The 15,324-nt window shown below is 61.2% G+C and carries 14 protein-coding genes; 6 read left to right on the top strand and 8 right to left on the bottom strand.

What is annotated here, in order from left to right:
• Nucleotides 1-159 precede the first annotated feature (159 nt).
• Nucleotides 160-1,428, top strand: a complete 1,269-nt coding sequence (locus EN851_RS17170; protein ID WP_135929646.1) for an O-antigen ligase — start codon at nucleotides 160-162, stop codon at nucleotides 1,426-1,428.
• A gap of 51 nt (nucleotides 1,429-1,479) precedes the next feature.
• Here EN851_RS17170 and EN851_RS17165 read toward each other — a convergent pair whose 3' ends face one another.
• The 3 genes from EN851_RS17165 to EN851_RS17155 form a co-directional block, all read right to left on the bottom strand.
• Nucleotides 1,480-2,241, bottom strand: coding sequence for an alpha/beta hydrolase (locus EN851_RS17165; RefSeq protein ID WP_348629800.1), 762 nt, complete (start codon nucleotides 2,239-2,241; stop codon nucleotides 1,480-1,482).
• 63 nt (nucleotides 2,242-2,304) lie between these two features.
• Nucleotides 2,305-3,792 carry an NAD-dependent succinate-semialdehyde dehydrogenase gene (locus EN851_RS17160; RefSeq protein WP_135929645.1) on the bottom strand — a complete coding sequence of 496 codons (1,488 nt, stop codon included), beginning with the start codon at nucleotides 3,790-3,792 and terminating at the stop codon, nucleotides 2,305-2,307.
• Nucleotides 3,793-3,809: 17 nt separating this feature from the next.
• Nucleotides 3,810-5,036: an iron-containing alcohol dehydrogenase gene (locus EN851_RS17155; RefSeq protein WP_135929644.1), complete on the bottom strand. Its 1,227-nt coding sequence runs from the start codon at nucleotides 5,034-5,036 to the stop codon at nucleotides 3,810-3,812.
• Between the two features lie 151 nt (nucleotides 5,037-5,187).
• Here EN851_RS17155 and EN851_RS17150 point away from each other — a divergent pair, with 151 nt between their 5' ends.
• Together EN851_RS17150 and EN851_RS17145 are read left to right on the top strand one after the other, a co-directional pair.
• Entirely contained in the window at nucleotides 5,188-5,889 is a 702-nt protein-coding gene (locus EN851_RS17150; protein ID WP_135916045.1) for a GntR family transcriptional regulator, read from the top strand.
• A gap of 145 nt (nucleotides 5,890-6,034) precedes the next feature.
• On the top strand, nucleotides 6,035-6,628 hold the full coding sequence (locus EN851_RS17145; protein WP_135916044.1) for a DJ-1/PfpI family protein: 594 nt from the start codon (nucleotides 6,035-6,037) through the stop codon (nucleotides 6,626-6,628).
• Between the two features lie 110 nt (nucleotides 6,629-6,738).
• On the opposite strand, the gene EN851_RS17140 is transcribed toward EN851_RS17145, so the two are convergent.
• From EN851_RS17140 to EN851_RS17120, 5 genes are all read right to left on the bottom strand, one after another.
• Nucleotides 6,739-7,938, bottom strand: coding sequence for a mandelate racemase/muconate lactonizing enzyme family protein (locus tag EN851_RS17140; protein WP_135916043.1), 1,200 nt, complete (start codon nucleotides 7,936-7,938; stop codon nucleotides 6,739-6,741).
• 9 nt (nucleotides 7,939-7,947) lie between these two features.
• Complete coding sequence (locus EN851_RS17135; RefSeq protein WP_127275484.1) at nucleotides 7,948-8,274, bottom strand: NIPSNAP family protein; 327 nt, start codon at nucleotides 8,272-8,274, stop codon at nucleotides 7,948-7,950.
• A gap of 104 nt (nucleotides 8,275-8,378) precedes the next feature.
• Complete coding sequence (locus tag EN851_RS17130; RefSeq protein WP_135929643.1) at nucleotides 8,379-9,737, bottom strand: mandelate racemase/muconate lactonizing enzyme family protein; 1,359 nt, start codon at nucleotides 9,735-9,737, stop codon at nucleotides 8,379-8,381.
• 58 nt (nucleotides 9,738-9,795) lie between these two features.
• The gene (locus EN851_RS17125; protein ID WP_127870437.1) at nucleotides 9,796-10,962 is read right to left on the bottom strand and encodes a mandelate racemase/muconate lactonizing enzyme family protein; all 1,167 of its coding nucleotides are present in this window, start codon (nucleotides 10,960-10,962) and stop codon (nucleotides 9,796-9,798) included.
• Between the two features lie 56 nt (nucleotides 10,963-11,018).
• Complete coding sequence (locus EN851_RS17120; protein ID WP_135929642.1) at nucleotides 11,019-11,729, bottom strand: GntR family transcriptional regulator; 711 nt, start codon at nucleotides 11,727-11,729, stop codon at nucleotides 11,019-11,021.
• Between the two features lie 186 nt (nucleotides 11,730-11,915).
• On the opposite strand from EN851_RS17120, the gene EN851_RS17115 reads away from it, so the two are divergent.
• The 3 genes from EN851_RS17115 (at nucleotide 11,916) to EN851_RS17105 (ending at nucleotide 15,318) form a co-directional block, all read left to right on the top strand.
• A complete protein-coding gene (locus EN851_RS17115) occupies nucleotides 11,916-13,394 on the top strand; it encodes a sugar ABC transporter substrate-binding protein (protein ID WP_135929641.1) in 1,479 nt (492 codons plus the stop codon).
• Between the two features lie 77 nt (nucleotides 13,395-13,471).
• Entirely contained in the window at nucleotides 13,472-14,431 is a 960-nt protein-coding gene (locus EN851_RS17110; RefSeq protein WP_127275489.1) for a sugar ABC transporter permease, read from the top strand.
• Nucleotides 14,428-15,318 (top strand): carbohydrate ABC transporter permease, encoded by an 891-nt coding sequence (locus EN851_RS17105; RefSeq protein WP_127275490.1) that lies wholly within the window; start codon nucleotides 14,428-14,430, stop codon nucleotides 15,316-15,318. The genes EN851_RS17110 and EN851_RS17105 overlap by 4 nt, the downstream gene beginning before the upstream one ends.
• Nucleotides 15,319-15,324: the final 6 nt, after the last annotated feature.

Below are 15,324 nucleotides of genomic sequence, written 5' to 3'. Positions count from 1 at the left end.
GTTTTTTCACTCGCGCAGCCGGATCGGGAGCGAGACGGTCCCGCACTATCAGATACCTGAGCAAGCAGCTATACGGGTTCGAGGACAGGGGCGAAGCACGGGTGAGCAAGGATCGTTCGAACGATTCGCACGCGACCCGGAACATTGCGAAGCAAGGCATTGAACTCGTTTACATCGCTACGGCGCCACCTGACGGCAGAACAGGTCAACCGTGGCTTCTCGATCATCTGCTTCTTTTCGCCGCCAGTGCTCGGGTCGGTGGTGAGCTTCGTATTTCATGGTGGAGCGCTCTGGTCGGTGGTGTTGCTGGTCGCCAGGCGACGCCGCTTTAACATCGACCGGCCGATGCTCGCCATGACCCTTGCGATCTATGCCTATTGCGCGGCGATGGTCCTGGCATCGATCGTCAACGGCACCCTGCGGGCTGATGTCACGCACTTCCTGCCGCTGATCACCTTGTTGGTGTTCCCGATCTCCTATTCGACCTGGAGCATCACCGACAAGGCGACGCTTGCACGCATTGCTGTGCGGGCCAGCGCGGCAGCATGTGCCGGAGCGCTGGTGCTGACCATTGTCCAATATTACTGGATCGGGATGCTGAGAGCCGAAGGAGGGGCTGGAAATCCGATCGTGTTCGCGACGGTCACCTGCCTCGCCGTGATGATGTGCCTTGCGGGCGCTGTGTCGGGAATAGAGAAAGCCTGGAAGACACTCACCGTCGCCGTACTCGCCGGCGCCGTAGCGACCGTCTATTCCGGCTCGCGCATGATCTGGGTAGCCTTGCTGATCGCCATTGTCGCCGTCCTTGTGATCAATCGCCAGAGATTCACGCGATCGAATATGAGGCGGTTGCTGGTGATTGCGGGCGCCTGCTGCCTGCTCACCGCGGCAATCACCTCTCCAATCATCGTAGGTCGCACTCATTTTCTGTTCGATGACTGGAACGCCCTCGCCACCAAGGATGATCATTCCACTCCGCTCGGGCTACGCGTTGGGCTCTGGGACATTGGGATGGATGCATTTCGCGAAGCGCCATTTTTCGGCCACGGCATATCCGCCAGCCGGGCGATTTCACAGCAGGGTTTCAAAAAGCAATTTGGGGTGAGCCAGGGCTTCAACCATTTTCACAACGGCTTTCTGACAGCCTTGGTGCAGGCCGGACTTGTTGGCGCGTTATCATTGGCGGCGATCTTCATCGTCGCGATCTGGAACGCAACGAGGGTTCTTCGCTTCAGTGCCGATCCGTTAGAGAGGTTCGGGGCGACCATGATAGTGGTCGCCGTCATCGTATACCTTGTTGGTGGCCTAACAGGCATCCTTGTCGGCCACGACATTCTCGATTCAACGCTAATGATCTTCCTGATTTCGGGCACATACTTGGCTTGCGGACGAACCGTTTCGCCGATCCGTGAAAGTCAGACGACATAACGGCTGCCGCGACGGCAGGCCCGTGATGTTCTCGCGGGCCGCGTGTCGAATTTATGCGGCCACGACGACGTGGTGAAGCCAGTCGCCCGCGATTGTCCCGCGCAGCCCTAAATCACGTACGCTGTCCATGTGGTTGCGCGCCGTGAGCACGCCCATCGATACACTCAGGTCCTGCCCTATCAGACGATCAGCAAACAATCTGGCTTGCAGGTGAAACGGCTGTGTTTCCCGCTCGCCGACCAACATCCTGACTTTTGTCCGCGAAGAGTGGGATTTGCTTATCGGCGAAAATGCCGCAACTTCCGCGTCGGTCAAGCCTATCAAAGGCTCGAGGAAGGAATGCTGAAGAGGCTTCAAATCATACAGGCCGCCGAGCAGAAGTGCCGCCGAGGGGGGATGTGTCGAATCCTCGTTGAACAAAAAGGTCGCCAGATGCGCGCCGGCGGAATGGCCACTGACGCTTAGCCGACCGGGATCGCCGCCATGGCTGGCGATATTATCCTGCACCCATTGCCTCGCGCGCCGGACCTGGTCGACGATTGCCGCCATCCTGACGGCAGGCATCAGCGCATAGTCGATCACGACCGCGATTGCCCCTGCGCTCGTGACCGTTTCGGCAACGTAGGAATAATCGCTTTTGGTGAACATGCGCCAATAGCCGCCATGGATGAAGATGTGCACCGGGAGGTCCTTGCGCGGTCCCTCCGGAAAGAACAGGTCGAGGCGCTCGGCCTCGTGCGAACCATAGGCGACATCCGCCAGCATAGGCAGCGAAGCCCGCGTCGCAGCGCTGCGGGCGACGATATCGGCCACGATGTCATCGAAATCGGCAACGTGGTCGCGGGTGCGAAAAGGATCCTTCGACATGGCGTCCGCTCAAAAGGTTACAGCGATGTATTTGGCCTCCATGAACTCGGAGATACCGTGGTGCTGGCCCCCTTCCCGTCCTAGGCCGCTCTGCTTGACTCCGCCAAAGGGCGCGGCGGGATCCGACATCAAGCCGCGGTTGAGGCCGATCATGCCGGCCTCGATCTCCGAAGCAACCCGCATGCCGCGCGCCACATCGCGGGTGTAGAGGTAAGCGGCAAGGCCGTATTCGGTGTCGTTGGCGTGGAGGATGGCCTGTGCCTCGCTCTCGAAGCGGGTGATGGGCGCCACCGGTCCGAAGATTTCTTCATGCGCCATGTCAGCGTCCGGCGAGACTTCGGACAAGACGGTCGGAGGATAGAAAAAACCATCTCCCTCAAGCACCGAGCCGCCGCACAGCACCTTGGCACCCCGATTGACCGCGTCCTTGACCAACCGGTCGATCTTGTCGACCGCTTTCTTGGTGATCATGGGTCCACATTCGGTGTCCGCCTTGGTGCCGGCGCCGATCTTGAGCGCGGCCATGCGCCGGGACAGGCCGTCGGCGAACGCATCGTGGATGCCCGACTGGACGTAGATGCGATTGGCGGCCGTACAGGCTTCGCCGGCATTGCGCATTTTAGCGATCATGGCGCCATCGAGGGCCGCACCGAGATCAGCATCGTCGAAGACAATGAAGGGTGCATTGCCGCCGAGTTCCATGGAACAGGAAATCACATGTTTGGCGGCCTCGGCGAGCAAGGCCCGGCCGACCCCGGTCGAACCGGTGAAGGAGAGCTTCCTGACGCGCGGATCGGCCAGCATGGCCGACGTCAGGGGGCCTGGGGTCGACGTCGTCAGCACGTTCACGACACCGTCCGGAACGCCGGCTTCGCTGTAGAGCGCGGCCAGCGCATAGGCCGTCAGCGGCGTCTCGCTGGCCGGCTTCAAAATGACCGTGCAGCCCGCCGCGAGGGCCGGTGCGATCTTGCGTGTCGCCATCGCGGCAGGGAAATTCCAAGGTGTGATGAGGACGCAGATGCCGATCGGCTGGTAGTCGACCACGATCCGGTTGGTCCCGGACGGAGCGGTGCCAAACTCACCGGTGATGCGAACAGCTTCTTCGGCGTTCCAGCGGAAGAATTCGGCCGCGTAGGCCACCTCGCCGCGCGCGTCGCGCAGGGCCTTGCCGTTCTCCAGCGAAATCAGCATGGCAAGCGTCTCCGACCGCTCGACCATCAGTTCGAAACAGCGCCTGAGAATCTCGGAGCGTTTGCGTGGCGCGGTCTCACGCCACCCCTTGGCGGCTTTGGCCGCTGCCTCGACCGCAGCGGTGGCGTCCTCCAGGGTCGCATCGGGAACCGCCGCGATCACCGCCCCGGAGGATGGATCGGTGACCTCGATGAGCCTGCCGTCGGCAGACGGCAGCCATTGTCCGCCAATATAGAGCCGGTGCGGGAAACCCCGCACATCGTAGGGATCCTGATCGAGCTGGAAGGCATTGTAAGGAAGGTTCATCGTCTTGTTCCTGACGTTCACATGGCGCAGGCGGTGAGATCGCCGTCATAGGCCGCCTGGACAAGGCGGCGCATGGCGGCGAGGTCGAATGGGCGCGGGTTGTTCTTGATCAGACGATCGATGCCAAGCGCCTGCTCGGCGGTCCAGTCGAGCCTGTCGGCCGGAAGCCCCAGACCGGCCAGCGTCGGAGTGATACCGATCGCGGCGAACAAGCGTCTGATCTCCTCGATGGTCGCTTCCGCCATTTCGTCGGCGCCACGACCGTTCGCCTCAAGGCCGAGAGCAATCCCTATCTCGGCGATTTCCGCCGCGGCCACACGGCTGTTGTAGCTCATGACATAAGGCATCATCGTCGCCACCCCCAGCCCATGCGGCGTGTGCGTGAGCGCGCCGGCCGGGTATTGCACCGCGTGCGCCGCCGCCGTGCCAGCAGTGCCGAAGGCGCAACCCGCAGCCAGCGCTCCCATCATCACGTCGGCGCGCGCCTCGGCGTCATCGCCGTCGGTGCACGCCTTCTCCAGACTGCGGCCGAGCAGTTTGACGGCCAGCAGCGCGAAATGATCGGTCAACGGCGTCTTGCCGATGAAAACGTGGCGCTGCGGCAGGCTGAAGTCACCGTCCCGATGCATGGCCGTGAAGGCCTCGATCGCATGGGTGAGCGCGTCGGCACCGGCGATCGCGGTCAGGCCCCGCGGACAGGTCATTGTCAGTTCGGGGTCGCAGATGGCAACCGCGGCAATGAGATGGGGGCTCGATATGCCTACTTTGAGCGTCCGGTCCGGATCGGATATCACCGCGACGGGCGTCACCTCCGATCCTGTGCCGGCCGTGGTCGGTATGGCGATGAGCGGCAGCGTTGGTCCCGGGACTTTGAACTCGCCATAGTAGCCCTGCAACTCGCCACCGTGGCTGATCAGCAAGGCGGCGCATTTGGCGAAATCGAGACAGCTGCCGCCGCCGATGCCGATCACCATGTCGGGCCGGAAGCCCCTCGCTTCCTCGACGCAGACCGCCACCGAGTCGCGCGGCACGTCAGGGAGGACACTGTCGTGAACCAGCACGTCGATCGATGCTGCCTGCAAGGATTCCATGATTTCGGCAAACACCGCCGTGCCGGCGAAACGCTCGTCGGTGCAGACCAGGGCGCGTCGGCCATGGCGACAGGCCACGGCTGGCAGTGCATGACGTTGCCCCTTTCCGAATAGAATTTCGCGTGGGAGCCGGAGGGCTGTGAGAAGGCTCATGACAGGCTGCATCCTTGAGGGGTGTCGGAGAAACTCGCATTGCAAAATCCGCACCGAAGGGAACTGAACGGCGCCGATAAAATCGTATAGGATATAGTATTGCATCGGTCAAACCCTCGTGTTAGCAGTCTCCCCTGTCGAGAGGCGAAAGATGCAACCTGTCAGTTTGAGCAATAATGGTGAGGCGCCCACGGGAGCGGGTCGCATCCAGCGCGCGAGCAGCCTGGCCGAGGACGTTTACGAGGCCATCTTCGCGCAGCTGATGTCGCTGAAGATCGCGCCCGGTTCACGCATCACCGTCGACAATCTGGTCAAGGAATTCGACGTTTCCCATACGCCGATCCGCGAGGCGCTCGGGCGTCTGGAAGGCGAAGGCCTGGTTCTGAAAACGCATCTGATCGGATACCGCGCCGCACAGCAGATCACCCGGCGCCGCTTCGACGAATTGTACGAAATGCGTCTCCTGCTCGAACCGCACGGCGCGGCGAAGGCCGCCGCCGCGATGGACGAGGCCAAACTCGGCACACTGCTTGAGGCGGCAGGCGTGATGTCGCGCCGCGAAGGCAAGGACGAGCGCCTGCGTTATTCAAACTTCGCCCGGCAAGACGCGATCTTCCACGACAAGATCATGGAATATGCCGAAAACGAGCTCATTCGCGAGACGCTGGGTCATCAACACACCCACTTCCACATATTCCGCCTGATGTACCACTCCCGCGTCACCGAGGAGGCGCTGGACGAGCATGAGGCGATCCTCGCCGCGTTCGGCTCAGCCGATCCCGATGCCGCCGCGAAAGCAATGCGCGCCCACATCGAGCACTCGCGCGATCGCCTGCTGCCGGCCTTCGATTGAGGCGAAACCGATGTCCGCGCCGCTGACCGCCAAACACAACACTGAGGAATACCACGCCCCCCACTCGCCATTCTGAGGACGGACAAAGCCAATGCGGGCGCAGCATGGTTCGCCCCGCTCTTTTCACACGACGGAGGAACCGACTATGTCAGGCAAGAAAATATTGATGCTCACCGGCGAGTTCACCGAGGAGTACGAGATCTTCGTATACCAGCAGGCGATGGAAGCCGTCGGCCACACCGTCCACGTGGTCTGCCCGGACAAGAAGGCCGGAGACCTCATCAAGACCTCCCTGCACGACTTCGAAGGCGACCAGACCTACACAGAAAAGCTCGGCCATTTTCAGGTGATCAACAAGACGTTCGCCGAGGCGGAAAAGCAGCTCGATCAATACCACGCCGTATATTGCGCTGGCGGCCGCGGCCCGGAATACATCCGCACCGACAAACGGGTGCAAGCCATGGTGCGCCACTTCCACGATACCCAGAAGCCGATTTTCACGATCTGCCATGGGGTTCAGATCCTGATTGCCGTGGACGGCGTCGTGCGCGGCAAGAAGGTTGGCGCGCTCGCCGCCTGCGAACCGGAAGTGACGTTGGCCGGCGGCACTTACATCGACCTCTCGCCGACGGAGGCCTATGTCGACGGAACCATGGTGTCGGCCAAGGGTTGGACAGCGTTAGCCGCCTTCATTCGCGAGTGTCTGAAGGTTCTGGGGACCGAGATCCGCCACCATTAGACTCGATCGGCGCGTTTCAACAATGCGCCGATTTGCGTTGCGGCAAGATGTGCATCCACGCTTCTTTGAAGCAAGCCCTCGGTCGATGAGATCGAGGGCCGCCCTACCAATCAATCGAAGAAGCCGGCATCCTCCGCCAGCAAATACTTCCTGGCCCCTTCGGCATCGATATCGAGGCCGAGCCCCGGTGCCTCCAGCAGATCGACCATGCTGTCCTTCACGATCTGCTTGGGCAGGCCGATGACGATGTCGTTCCACCAGGGGTCCGAGGCGCTGGGATATTCGAACGCCACGTAGTTGGCGGGCAAGGTGGCGCAGACATTGACCAGCGCGCCGAGGCCCAGCAGGCCGTTCGCGGTGCCGTGCGGCGCCATCAGGATCGAGTGCATATAGGCGTGCTCGGCGACCCATTTGAGCTCGGCAATGCCGCCGATGTCGGCAGGATCCGGGCCGATGACGCGCACGGCCTGGGTCTCGATCAGTTCCTTGAAATTGTGCCTGAGGTAAATCTGCTCGCCGGTATGAATCGGCGTCGAGGTCGAGGTGGTCAGTTCCCGATAGGCTTGCGGATTGACCCACGGCACGTAATCGCCGGTCAGCATGTCCTCGAGCCACATCAAATTGTACTTCTCGACCGCGCGGGCGAACTTGATCGCGTCGGGCAGCATCCAGCCCGGGCCGCAGTCGAGCGCCAGGCTGACCTTGTCCCCCAGCACTTCCTTCATCGCGATCACGCAGTCGAGCATGTGGTTGAAACCGCGCTCACTGATCATGCCCTGATCCATGGCACCGTGATAGCCGGCCTTCTTTTGCGTCACACCGTAATGGAAGTCCTCGACGGTGTCCTTCATGTTGGAATGGAACGAGATTCCCTGCTTGACCATGAAGAAGTTCTGCGGCTGCTCCATCATCCATTTTACGTCGGCGGCGTAGTCCTCCGGCCGGTCGCCCGTGCGTTTCTGGCGGATCGAGCCGTTATAGACGCGCACCTTGTCGCGCACCTTGCCGCCGAGCAGTTTGTATGCCGGCACGCCCGCGGCCTTGCCGGCAATGTCCCAAAGCGCATGCTCGATAGCACTGACCGCCGCGCCATAAGGCTTGAACGAGCCGCGCTGGCGGATCTTCAACATGACCCGCTCGACGTCGGTCGGATCCTCGCCGATCAGCGCTTCGCGGAAATGCAGCACCCAAGGCTTGAGATAGGTCTTGGTGAACTCGACTTCTCCCAGTCCATAGAGGCCCTCGTCGGTTACGACGCGAACGATGGGATGCTTGCCGATAACGGCACAGCGAAGGTCGGTGATCTTCATGGCGCAGTCCTATTTCACAGACGAGAAAGCTGTCGGCGTGAGCATCTGGCTGCTGATATTGGCAACGATCTGCCCGTCGCGCTCAGACTCGTCCCGGGCCCTGTGCCATGCCGGATCGGTGACGAAAGCCGCCCATTTCGCCTCACGCTCGGCCAGCGATTCCCAGGCGAGGAAATAGGTGAGGCGATTGCTGTTTTCGCCGATCGCCGTGGTGAAAAACCCGGCTTGGCGGATGCCATGCCTCTCCCAGATGGCCAGCGTTTGGTCGGAAAAGCGCTTAAGCAAAGCCGGCAGCCTGCCCGGCAGGCAGTCATAGATACGCAGTTCGTAGATCATGGTTTCGTCCGTTTCTTTCTTCGCCTCTCCCTTGGGAGAGGTCGACACCAATGGTCGGTCGTTGGCCCTGTGAGCGTGGGGGGAATGAGGATAAGGGGTCTGGGCTAACTCCAGGTCCGGTCCCAGCTATATTCATTGTCCCAATGCTCGGTGGATTGCCATATCCCCGTGACACCGGGCTGCAGATGCTGGCTGATCACCTCGTCGACCACATCGTCTATGCCCAGCCCCGGCTTGTCGGGCACGGTGATGAAGCCGTCCTTGACGAGCGGCTTGGGCAGGCCGGTGACGATATCGTCCCACCAGTCGACATCGGCGGAGTGGTATTCGAGCGCCATGAAGTTCTCGGTCGCGGTGGCGACATGCGCGGCGGCCATCGCGGCGATCGGACTTTCGGCCATATGGATCGCCATGGCGACACCGTGATCCTGCGCCATATCGCCGATCTTCTTGGTCTCGAGAATGCCCCCGCTGGTGAGCAGATCCGGGTGGATGACCGAGAGGCCGCCGCTCTTGAGCAGCGGCTCGAAGCCTTCCTTGAGGTAGATGTCCTCGCCCGTGCAGATCGGCACCGTGGTAGCCTGCTGCAATTGCCGGTACTGCTCAGGGTATTGCCAGGGGATCACGTCCTCCAGCCAGGCCGGAACGTATTTCTCGATACGGCGCGACAGGCGTATGCCATCCTGCAGCGAAATGTGGCCGACATGGTCGATGGCGAGCGGGATCTCGTATCCGATCACCGCGCGAACCTCGTGGATGTACTGCTCGAGCAGATCGATCCCCTTTTCGGTGAAATGCAGGCCCGTGAACGGGTGCTGCACGTTCTGCGCGTCATAAGCGAGATTGCGGGCCTTGCGCTCCTCGGGCGTGCCGCCACGGCCGCGCGGATTGGCATGAAAGCCTTCGAGCGCGCCGGCAGGCGCGGCCACGGCGCCCGGTACATGGGCGATCTGCATCAAGCCCAGGTCCATCTTGAGGAAGGTGAAACCCCGGTCCATGCGCTGCTTGAGGCGCTTTCCGGTTTCGGTGCCGCTCGGTTTCTCGGCGTCGGTATCGCAATAGACACGCACCTTGTCGCGGAATCGTCCCCCAAGCATCTGGTAGATGGGGACGCCATAGGCCTTGCCGGCGAGATCCCAGAGGGCGATTTCGACCGCCGAGACGCCGCCACCCTGCCGGCCATGCCCACCGAACTGCTGGATCCGGCGAAACAAGCGGTCGATGTCGCAGGGGTTCTCGCCAAGCAACCGGCTCTTCAGCATCAGCGCGTAGGTGGCGCTTGCGCCATCGCGCACCTCGCCAAGCCCGACGATGCCCTGGTTGGTGTAGATCTTGAGCAGCGCCGAGGTGAACGGCGCGCCGACGATTTCGGCCACCCGCATGTCGGTGATGCGAAGCTCGGACGGCTTCGAGTTGGTGTTGACCCGGTTGAGGGCCTCGTCGGCTCCATCCGTCTTTGGCATGACTTATCCTCGTTGTGGTCGGCGGGGCCTGTCGCCCCGCATGCTGCCGATGACGTTGCTAGCCCAGTTGGATCTCATGGGCTTGCAGGTAATCGCGGTTCATCTCGATGCCGAGACCCGGCCTCAACGAAAGCTTGAGGCTGCCGTTCGAAACGTCGAGCGGCCTGTCGATAAGATGATCGTACTTGCCCAAATTCCACTCCGACGTTTCGAGCTTGTAGAAATTGGGAACGGTCATCATCACCTGCGCTCCCGCAACCACGTTGATCGGTCCCGCGGCGTCATGGGGTGAGACCGGGATGTAGTAGGCTTCGCACAGAGCGGAAATCTTTTTGAGTTCGGTTATGCCGCCGGTCCAGGTGACGTCGGGCATGATGTAGTCGGCGAGCTTGTTCTCGAGTACCGGGATGAAATCCCACTTCGTGTGGCCGCGCTCGCCCCACGAGATAGCGGCGCTGACCTTGTCGCGCACCTGCTTGAGGGCGTTAAGGCTCTCGGGCGGGCAAGGTTCCTCGAACCAGTCGATCTGGCCGGCTTCCTCGAGGCTGCGACAGAGGCGAATGGCGGTGGGGACGTCGAAGCGGCCATGCGCATCGATAAGGATGTCGACATCGGGGCCTGCCGTTTCGCGGATCAGAGCCGTGAGTTCGGCCGCCTCGCGCTCGTCCTTGCGGGTCATGCCGCCATCGAGGTAGCCGTCCCGCTGTTCACGCGACACGCCGTCGGCACCGCGACCCTGGTGGGGGAAAGGATCGAACTTGAGAGCTGTGTGCCCGGACTCGACAATGTCCAGGATCTCGCGGACCACAGCATCCTTGCTGGTGAATTTGGCCTGGTTGGGATGGGTATAGAGCGCGATTTCATCGCGGACCGGCCCGCCCAACAGTTCGTAGATCGGCTTGCCGAGGACTTTGCCCCTGAGATCCCAGAGAGCTATATCGATCGCGCTCACGCATTCGACCGCGGCGCCACGGCTGCCCATATAGGTGAAGCTGCGGAATATCTTGTGCCAGAGGTATTCGATGCGCGCCGGGTCCTCTCCTGTCACCGCGGCTCCGATCTGTCGAAGGATCGTGCACAGCGCGCGGTTGGCGAGCTTGGTGGTGGTGGTGATCTCTCCCCAGCCACTCACCCCCTCGTCTGTCGTCACCTCGACGAACAGGAATTCCCCCCAATAAGAAGCACCAGACTTGATCAGCCACGGCCGAACGCTCGTGATTTTCATTTCAATACCTTTGTCAGCAATGGTCAGCCACGATGTTCCAGACTTGACCCCTGGTCCTATCCGGCCCGAGCGGCGTTGCGCGCACGCATCTGTTCGAGAACATGCCGGCCGGAACCCTCGACATGACGGGAAATGAGTTCGGCTGCCTTGTCTGCCTCTCCCGCCTTGATGAGCGCGATGAGTTCGCGGTGCTCGCGAATGATCGCCGCACGCCGCGCCAGCGTGAAATTGAAGCGCCGGCTCACCGCCCGCAGCACTTCGCGATGCTTCCACCAGAGCTCGGCGGCATGGCGGTTATAGTGCCGCTGGTACATTACGGTGTGAAAGGCGGTGTCCAGTTCACTGTGCCTGAAGGTGTCGGCGAAATTGTTCTCTTCAATCAGCGCCTGGATACGTTCGAGCTCGGCGATGTCCTCGCCTGTAGCCATATTTACGAACCATCGCGTCAGGGCCGGCTCGATCAGCACACCGATCTCGTAGATATCGCGGACGAAGTCCTGATCGATGGGCCTTACACGCGCTCCGCGGTTGGGTGAGAAGATGACGAATCCCTCGCCCCGCAACAGCTGCAGGGCCTCGCGCACGGGATTGGTGGAAGTGCCGTGGCGGCGGGCGAGATCGGTGACAACAAGCCGTTCGTTGGCGGCGAGCCGTCCCTCGATGATGTCTTCCCTTATCAGCTCGTAAAGGGAAGCGCCCTCGCTGGAGGCTCCAATAGTGTCGATCCCCGGAGGTGGTTTTGCTTTGAAATCGTTTGTTTCGGCCAAGGCCGGTTCCCCAAATTAATACACAGTCAGTCCGATATCATGCACGGTCTCCATAAACAATGTACGATCTGAAGCGTTGACAGGCAATCCGTGATCTGAAAACGTACTAAGTGATCGAGAGGATACACCGTACTGAAAAAAAGCCATCCTCGCGATCGCAGGGGCGGAGAACCAGGGAGGATACCTATGACGAGGATCATGCTCGGCAGTGCGGTCCTGCGCGGCACTGTCGTCGGTGTTTTGGCGGCATCGCTTATGTCCACATCGGCGCTGGGTGCGCCGCCGGTCGACCTGAGCAAATGGTCGCCTGAATATGTGCGCTCGATCGCCGGAACACAGGATTTCGACACGGCCGGCGATTGCGCCAAGGTCACCCCGCTCGATTACAAGGGGCGACTGACTTTCTGGTATCAGGGCGTGTTCGAGGGCGATCCCGACCTCCTGCGCCAGTACTACAAGGATTTCTTCGAGACTTTCCGCAAGACCTATCCGAACATCCAGCTCGAGGAACAGGCCCTCACCTATAACGACCTTCTCGACAAATTCCGTACGGCACTGCTGGGCAATGCCGCGCCGATGGCGGTCCGTCTGCAGATCCTGGGTGGTACCGAATTCGCCTCGAAGGGCTATCTGCAGCCGCTCAAGCCGGAGGATGTTGGCTATTCGACCGAGGATTTCTGGCCGGGCGCCATGAAGGCGGTGACCTGGGATGGGGTGACCTACGGCGTTCCAACGAACAACGAGACGATGGCGTTCATCTGGAACGCCGACATCTTCAAGCGTGCGGGCCTCGATCCGGACAAGGCTCCGGCAACCTGGGACGACGTCGTCAAATATTCCAAGCAGATCCACGACAAGCTCGGCATTGCCGGCTACGGCCTCGTGGCTCGCAAGAATGCCGGCAACACGCCCTATCGCTTCATGCCGCAGCTGTGGGCCTATGGCGGCGGCGTCTTCGACGAGGCCACCGCGAACCCGACCTACAAGCAGGTGGAGCTCGACAGCCCGCAGAGCAAGGCGGCGCTGCAAGCCTCATATGACATGTACGTCCGCGACAAGTCGGTTCCGGTCTCTGCACTTACCAACCAGCAGGCCGACAACCAGCCTCTGTTCGTCGCCGGCCAATTGGGCATGATGGTCTCCCACCCATCCGACTACAACGTCATGCTCGACCTCCAGGCAAAGGCGACCGGGACCGACAAGGATAAGGCGCAGACCGTCATCGACAACATGCGCTACGGCCTGATCCCGACCGGCCCCAACGGCAAGCGCGCCGTCGTGTTCGGCGGCTCGAACATTCACATCCTGAAGCCCGAATATGTAGAGGGCGGCAAGGTGGACGAGCCGGCCGCGAAGGCGATGATCTGCATGTGGGCTAGCCCTGAATGGTCGCTGAAAATGGCCTATGCCGGCTCCAACCCGGGCAATCTCAACGGCTTCAAGACCAAATGGATGAAGGAACGCCTGGACAATATCAAGTTCCTCGATGTCACGACCTCGATGCTGCCGTATGGCATCCCGTTCCCGGCGCTGCCGGAGTCCCCCGAGATCATGAACATCATCGTCCCGGACATGCTGCAGAATGCCCTGACCGGAGCTATGACCGTCGATCAGGCAGCGGACGACGCGGCCAAGAAGGTCAAAGACCTGATGGGCGGACTCTAGTCCGGACCTGACCTCCGATCTGGCCGGCTGCGCCGAGAGCGCAGCCGGTTCGTTCCGAAGAACAAGGGCACGCCACAGTGACGATCGTGACCGGCAAGGCCGAGGCTCGCCGAAAATTGCAACCCGGCAGGTCCGGCGTATTGCGGAACATCTGGGCTCATCGCGCCGACTACGCATACGTGCTTCCGGCAATCGCCGTGATGCTCGTCGTCATCGCCTATCCGATCTACTACACGATCGAGCTGTCGTTCTATAAGACGCCGCCCGGCCTACAACTCCGCGACAAGACCTTCATCGGCTTCGACAACTACACCACCATCCTGACCAGTGAGGTGTTCTGGAAAGTCACCTGGAACACCCTGGTCTGGACATTCGGATCGACTTTCATCTCCTTTGTCCTGGGTTTTGCGACGGCGCTGGCGCTGCATCGAGATTTTATCGGTCGCGGCGTCCTGCGTGCCATCCTGATCATTCCCTGGGTGATCAGCGCCGTCGCCGCCTCCTATATCTGGAAGTGGATCTACCATTCGGATTTCGGCATCATAGGCGCGGTACTGGTCGGCCTCGGATTGACCGACCGGCCGCCCAATTTCATCGACAACGTCAGCACGGTGCTGCCCTCCCTGATCGTCGTCAATATCTGGCGCGAGTTCCCGTTTGCCATGATCATGATGATGGCCGGCCTGCAGACAGTTCCCGACCAGTTGTTGCGCGCCGCCAAGGTCGACGGGGCCAATGCATGGCAGCGCTTCTGGCACGTCACCTTTCCGCACTTGCGCAACGTCTCGGTGGTGACGATCCTGCTGCTTGCGGTGGCCAACTTCAATTCCTTCATCATCCCCTGGATCATGACCGCAGGCGGGCCGTCGAACGCATCGCATATCTGGATAACCCATATTTACGAGCTCGCCTTCGGCCGGCAGCGCTGGGGTGTGGCATCGGCCTATTCGGTGCTCCTGTTCCTCATCCTGATGACCCTCGGCTATTTCTACGTCCGTGCGCTGAGCGGCAACGAGCGAAAAGAGGGTGGCGCATGAGCACGATCGCCGAGACAGCCTCTCGAGGCCAGACCCGTCGCCGTATGCGCTTGGACGGATGGCGGTGGGCCGGGCGCATCTTTCTTCTGTTCATGCTGCTCTACACCGCTCTGCCGATGATCTGGATGCTGATCACCTCGATCAAGTCCGGCTTCGCGGCGACGCAATTCCCGCCGCAATGGTGGCCGGACGAGCCTACGCTTGCCAGCTACCAGAAGCTGCTCGATCCGCAGAACAGCGTCGGCCAGGACTTCCTGCGCTTCTTCTGGAACAGCCTGTTCGTGTCGACCGTCACGACAATCCTCTCGGTGATCGTGGCTGTCCCCGCGGCCTACGCGTTTTCGCGCTTCACCTTCCCGGGCCGCAACTTCCTGTTCTTCGCAGTGCTGCTGCGCAACATGTTCCCGGCGGTGATCTTTCTCGTGCCGCTCTTCATCCTGATGCGCGCGATCGGGCTGGTGAACACGCATGGCTCGCTTGTTCTCACCTACCTCACCTTCGGCCTGCCACTGGCAATCTGGCTACTCAAGGGTTTCTACGACAACATTCCGGTGCAGCTCGAGCAGGCGGCGCGCATCGATGGCGCAACACGGTTCCAGGCCTTCATCATGATCGTGATGCCGCTTTCGACGCCGGGGATCATCGCCACCGCGATCTACTCCTTCATCGGCGCCTGGAACGAGTACATCTACGCCTACACCTTCCTCTCCAAGAACGAGCAGCTGACGCTGCCGGTCGGCATCCAGCGCTTCTTCTCGGAAAATACGACGGACTTTCCGGGCCTGATGGCGGCGAGCTTCATGATGAGCGTGCCCGTCGTGGTGCTGTTCCTCGTCCTGCAACGATACTTCGTACGCGCCCTGACAGAAGGCGCGGTCAAGCATTAGGGAGTT

Source organism: Mesorhizobium sp. M8A.F.Ca.ET.208.01.1.1, assembly GCF_004791315.1.
Lineage (GTDB): Bacteria > Pseudomonadota > Alphaproteobacteria > Rhizobiales > Rhizobiaceae > Mesorhizobium.
This window is presented reverse-complemented; position numbering and strand designations above follow the sequence as displayed.

What these genes read in the sequence shown, in the direction of transcription:
- EN851_RS17160 (WP_135929645.1), bottom strand. Translation starts at nt 3,792, where the DNA reads ATGAACCTTCCTTACAATGCCTTCCAGCTCGATCAGGATCCCTACGAT.
- EN851_RS17155 (WP_135929644.1), bottom strand. Translation starts at nt 5,036, where the DNA reads ATGAGCCTTCTCACAGCCCTCCGGCTCCCACGCGAAATTCTATTCGGA.
- EN851_RS17150 (WP_135916045.1), top strand. Translation starts at nt 5,188, where the DNA reads ATGCAACCTGTCAGTTTGAGCAATAATGGTGAGGCGCCCACGGGAGCG.
- EN851_RS17145 (WP_135916044.1), top strand. Translation starts at nt 6,035, where the DNA reads ATGTCAGGCAAGAAAATATTGATGCTCACCGGCGAGTTCACCGAGGAG.
- EN851_RS17140 (WP_135916043.1), bottom strand. Translation starts at nt 7,938, where the DNA reads ATGAAGATCACCGACCTTCGCTGTGCCGTTATCGGCAAGCATCCCATC.
- EN851_RS17135 (WP_127275484.1), bottom strand. Translation starts at nt 8,274, where the DNA reads ATGATCTACGAACTGCGTATCTATGACTGCCTGCCGGGCAGGCTGCCG.
- EN851_RS17130 (WP_135929643.1), bottom strand. Translation starts at nt 9,737, where the DNA reads ATGCCAAAGACGGATGGAGCCGACGAGGCCCTCAACCGGGTCAACACC.
- EN851_RS17125 (WP_127870437.1), bottom strand. Translation starts at nt 10,962, where the DNA reads ATGAAAATCACGAGCGTTCGGCCGTGGCTGATCAAGTCTGGTGCTTCT.
- EN851_RS17115 (WP_135929641.1), top strand. Translation starts at nt 11,916, where the DNA reads ATGACGAGGATCATGCTCGGCAGTGCGGTCCTGCGCGGCACTGTCGTC.
- EN851_RS17105 (WP_127275490.1), top strand. Translation starts at nt 14,428, where the DNA reads ATGAGCACGATCGCCGAGACAGCCTCTCGAGGCCAGACCCGTCGCCGT.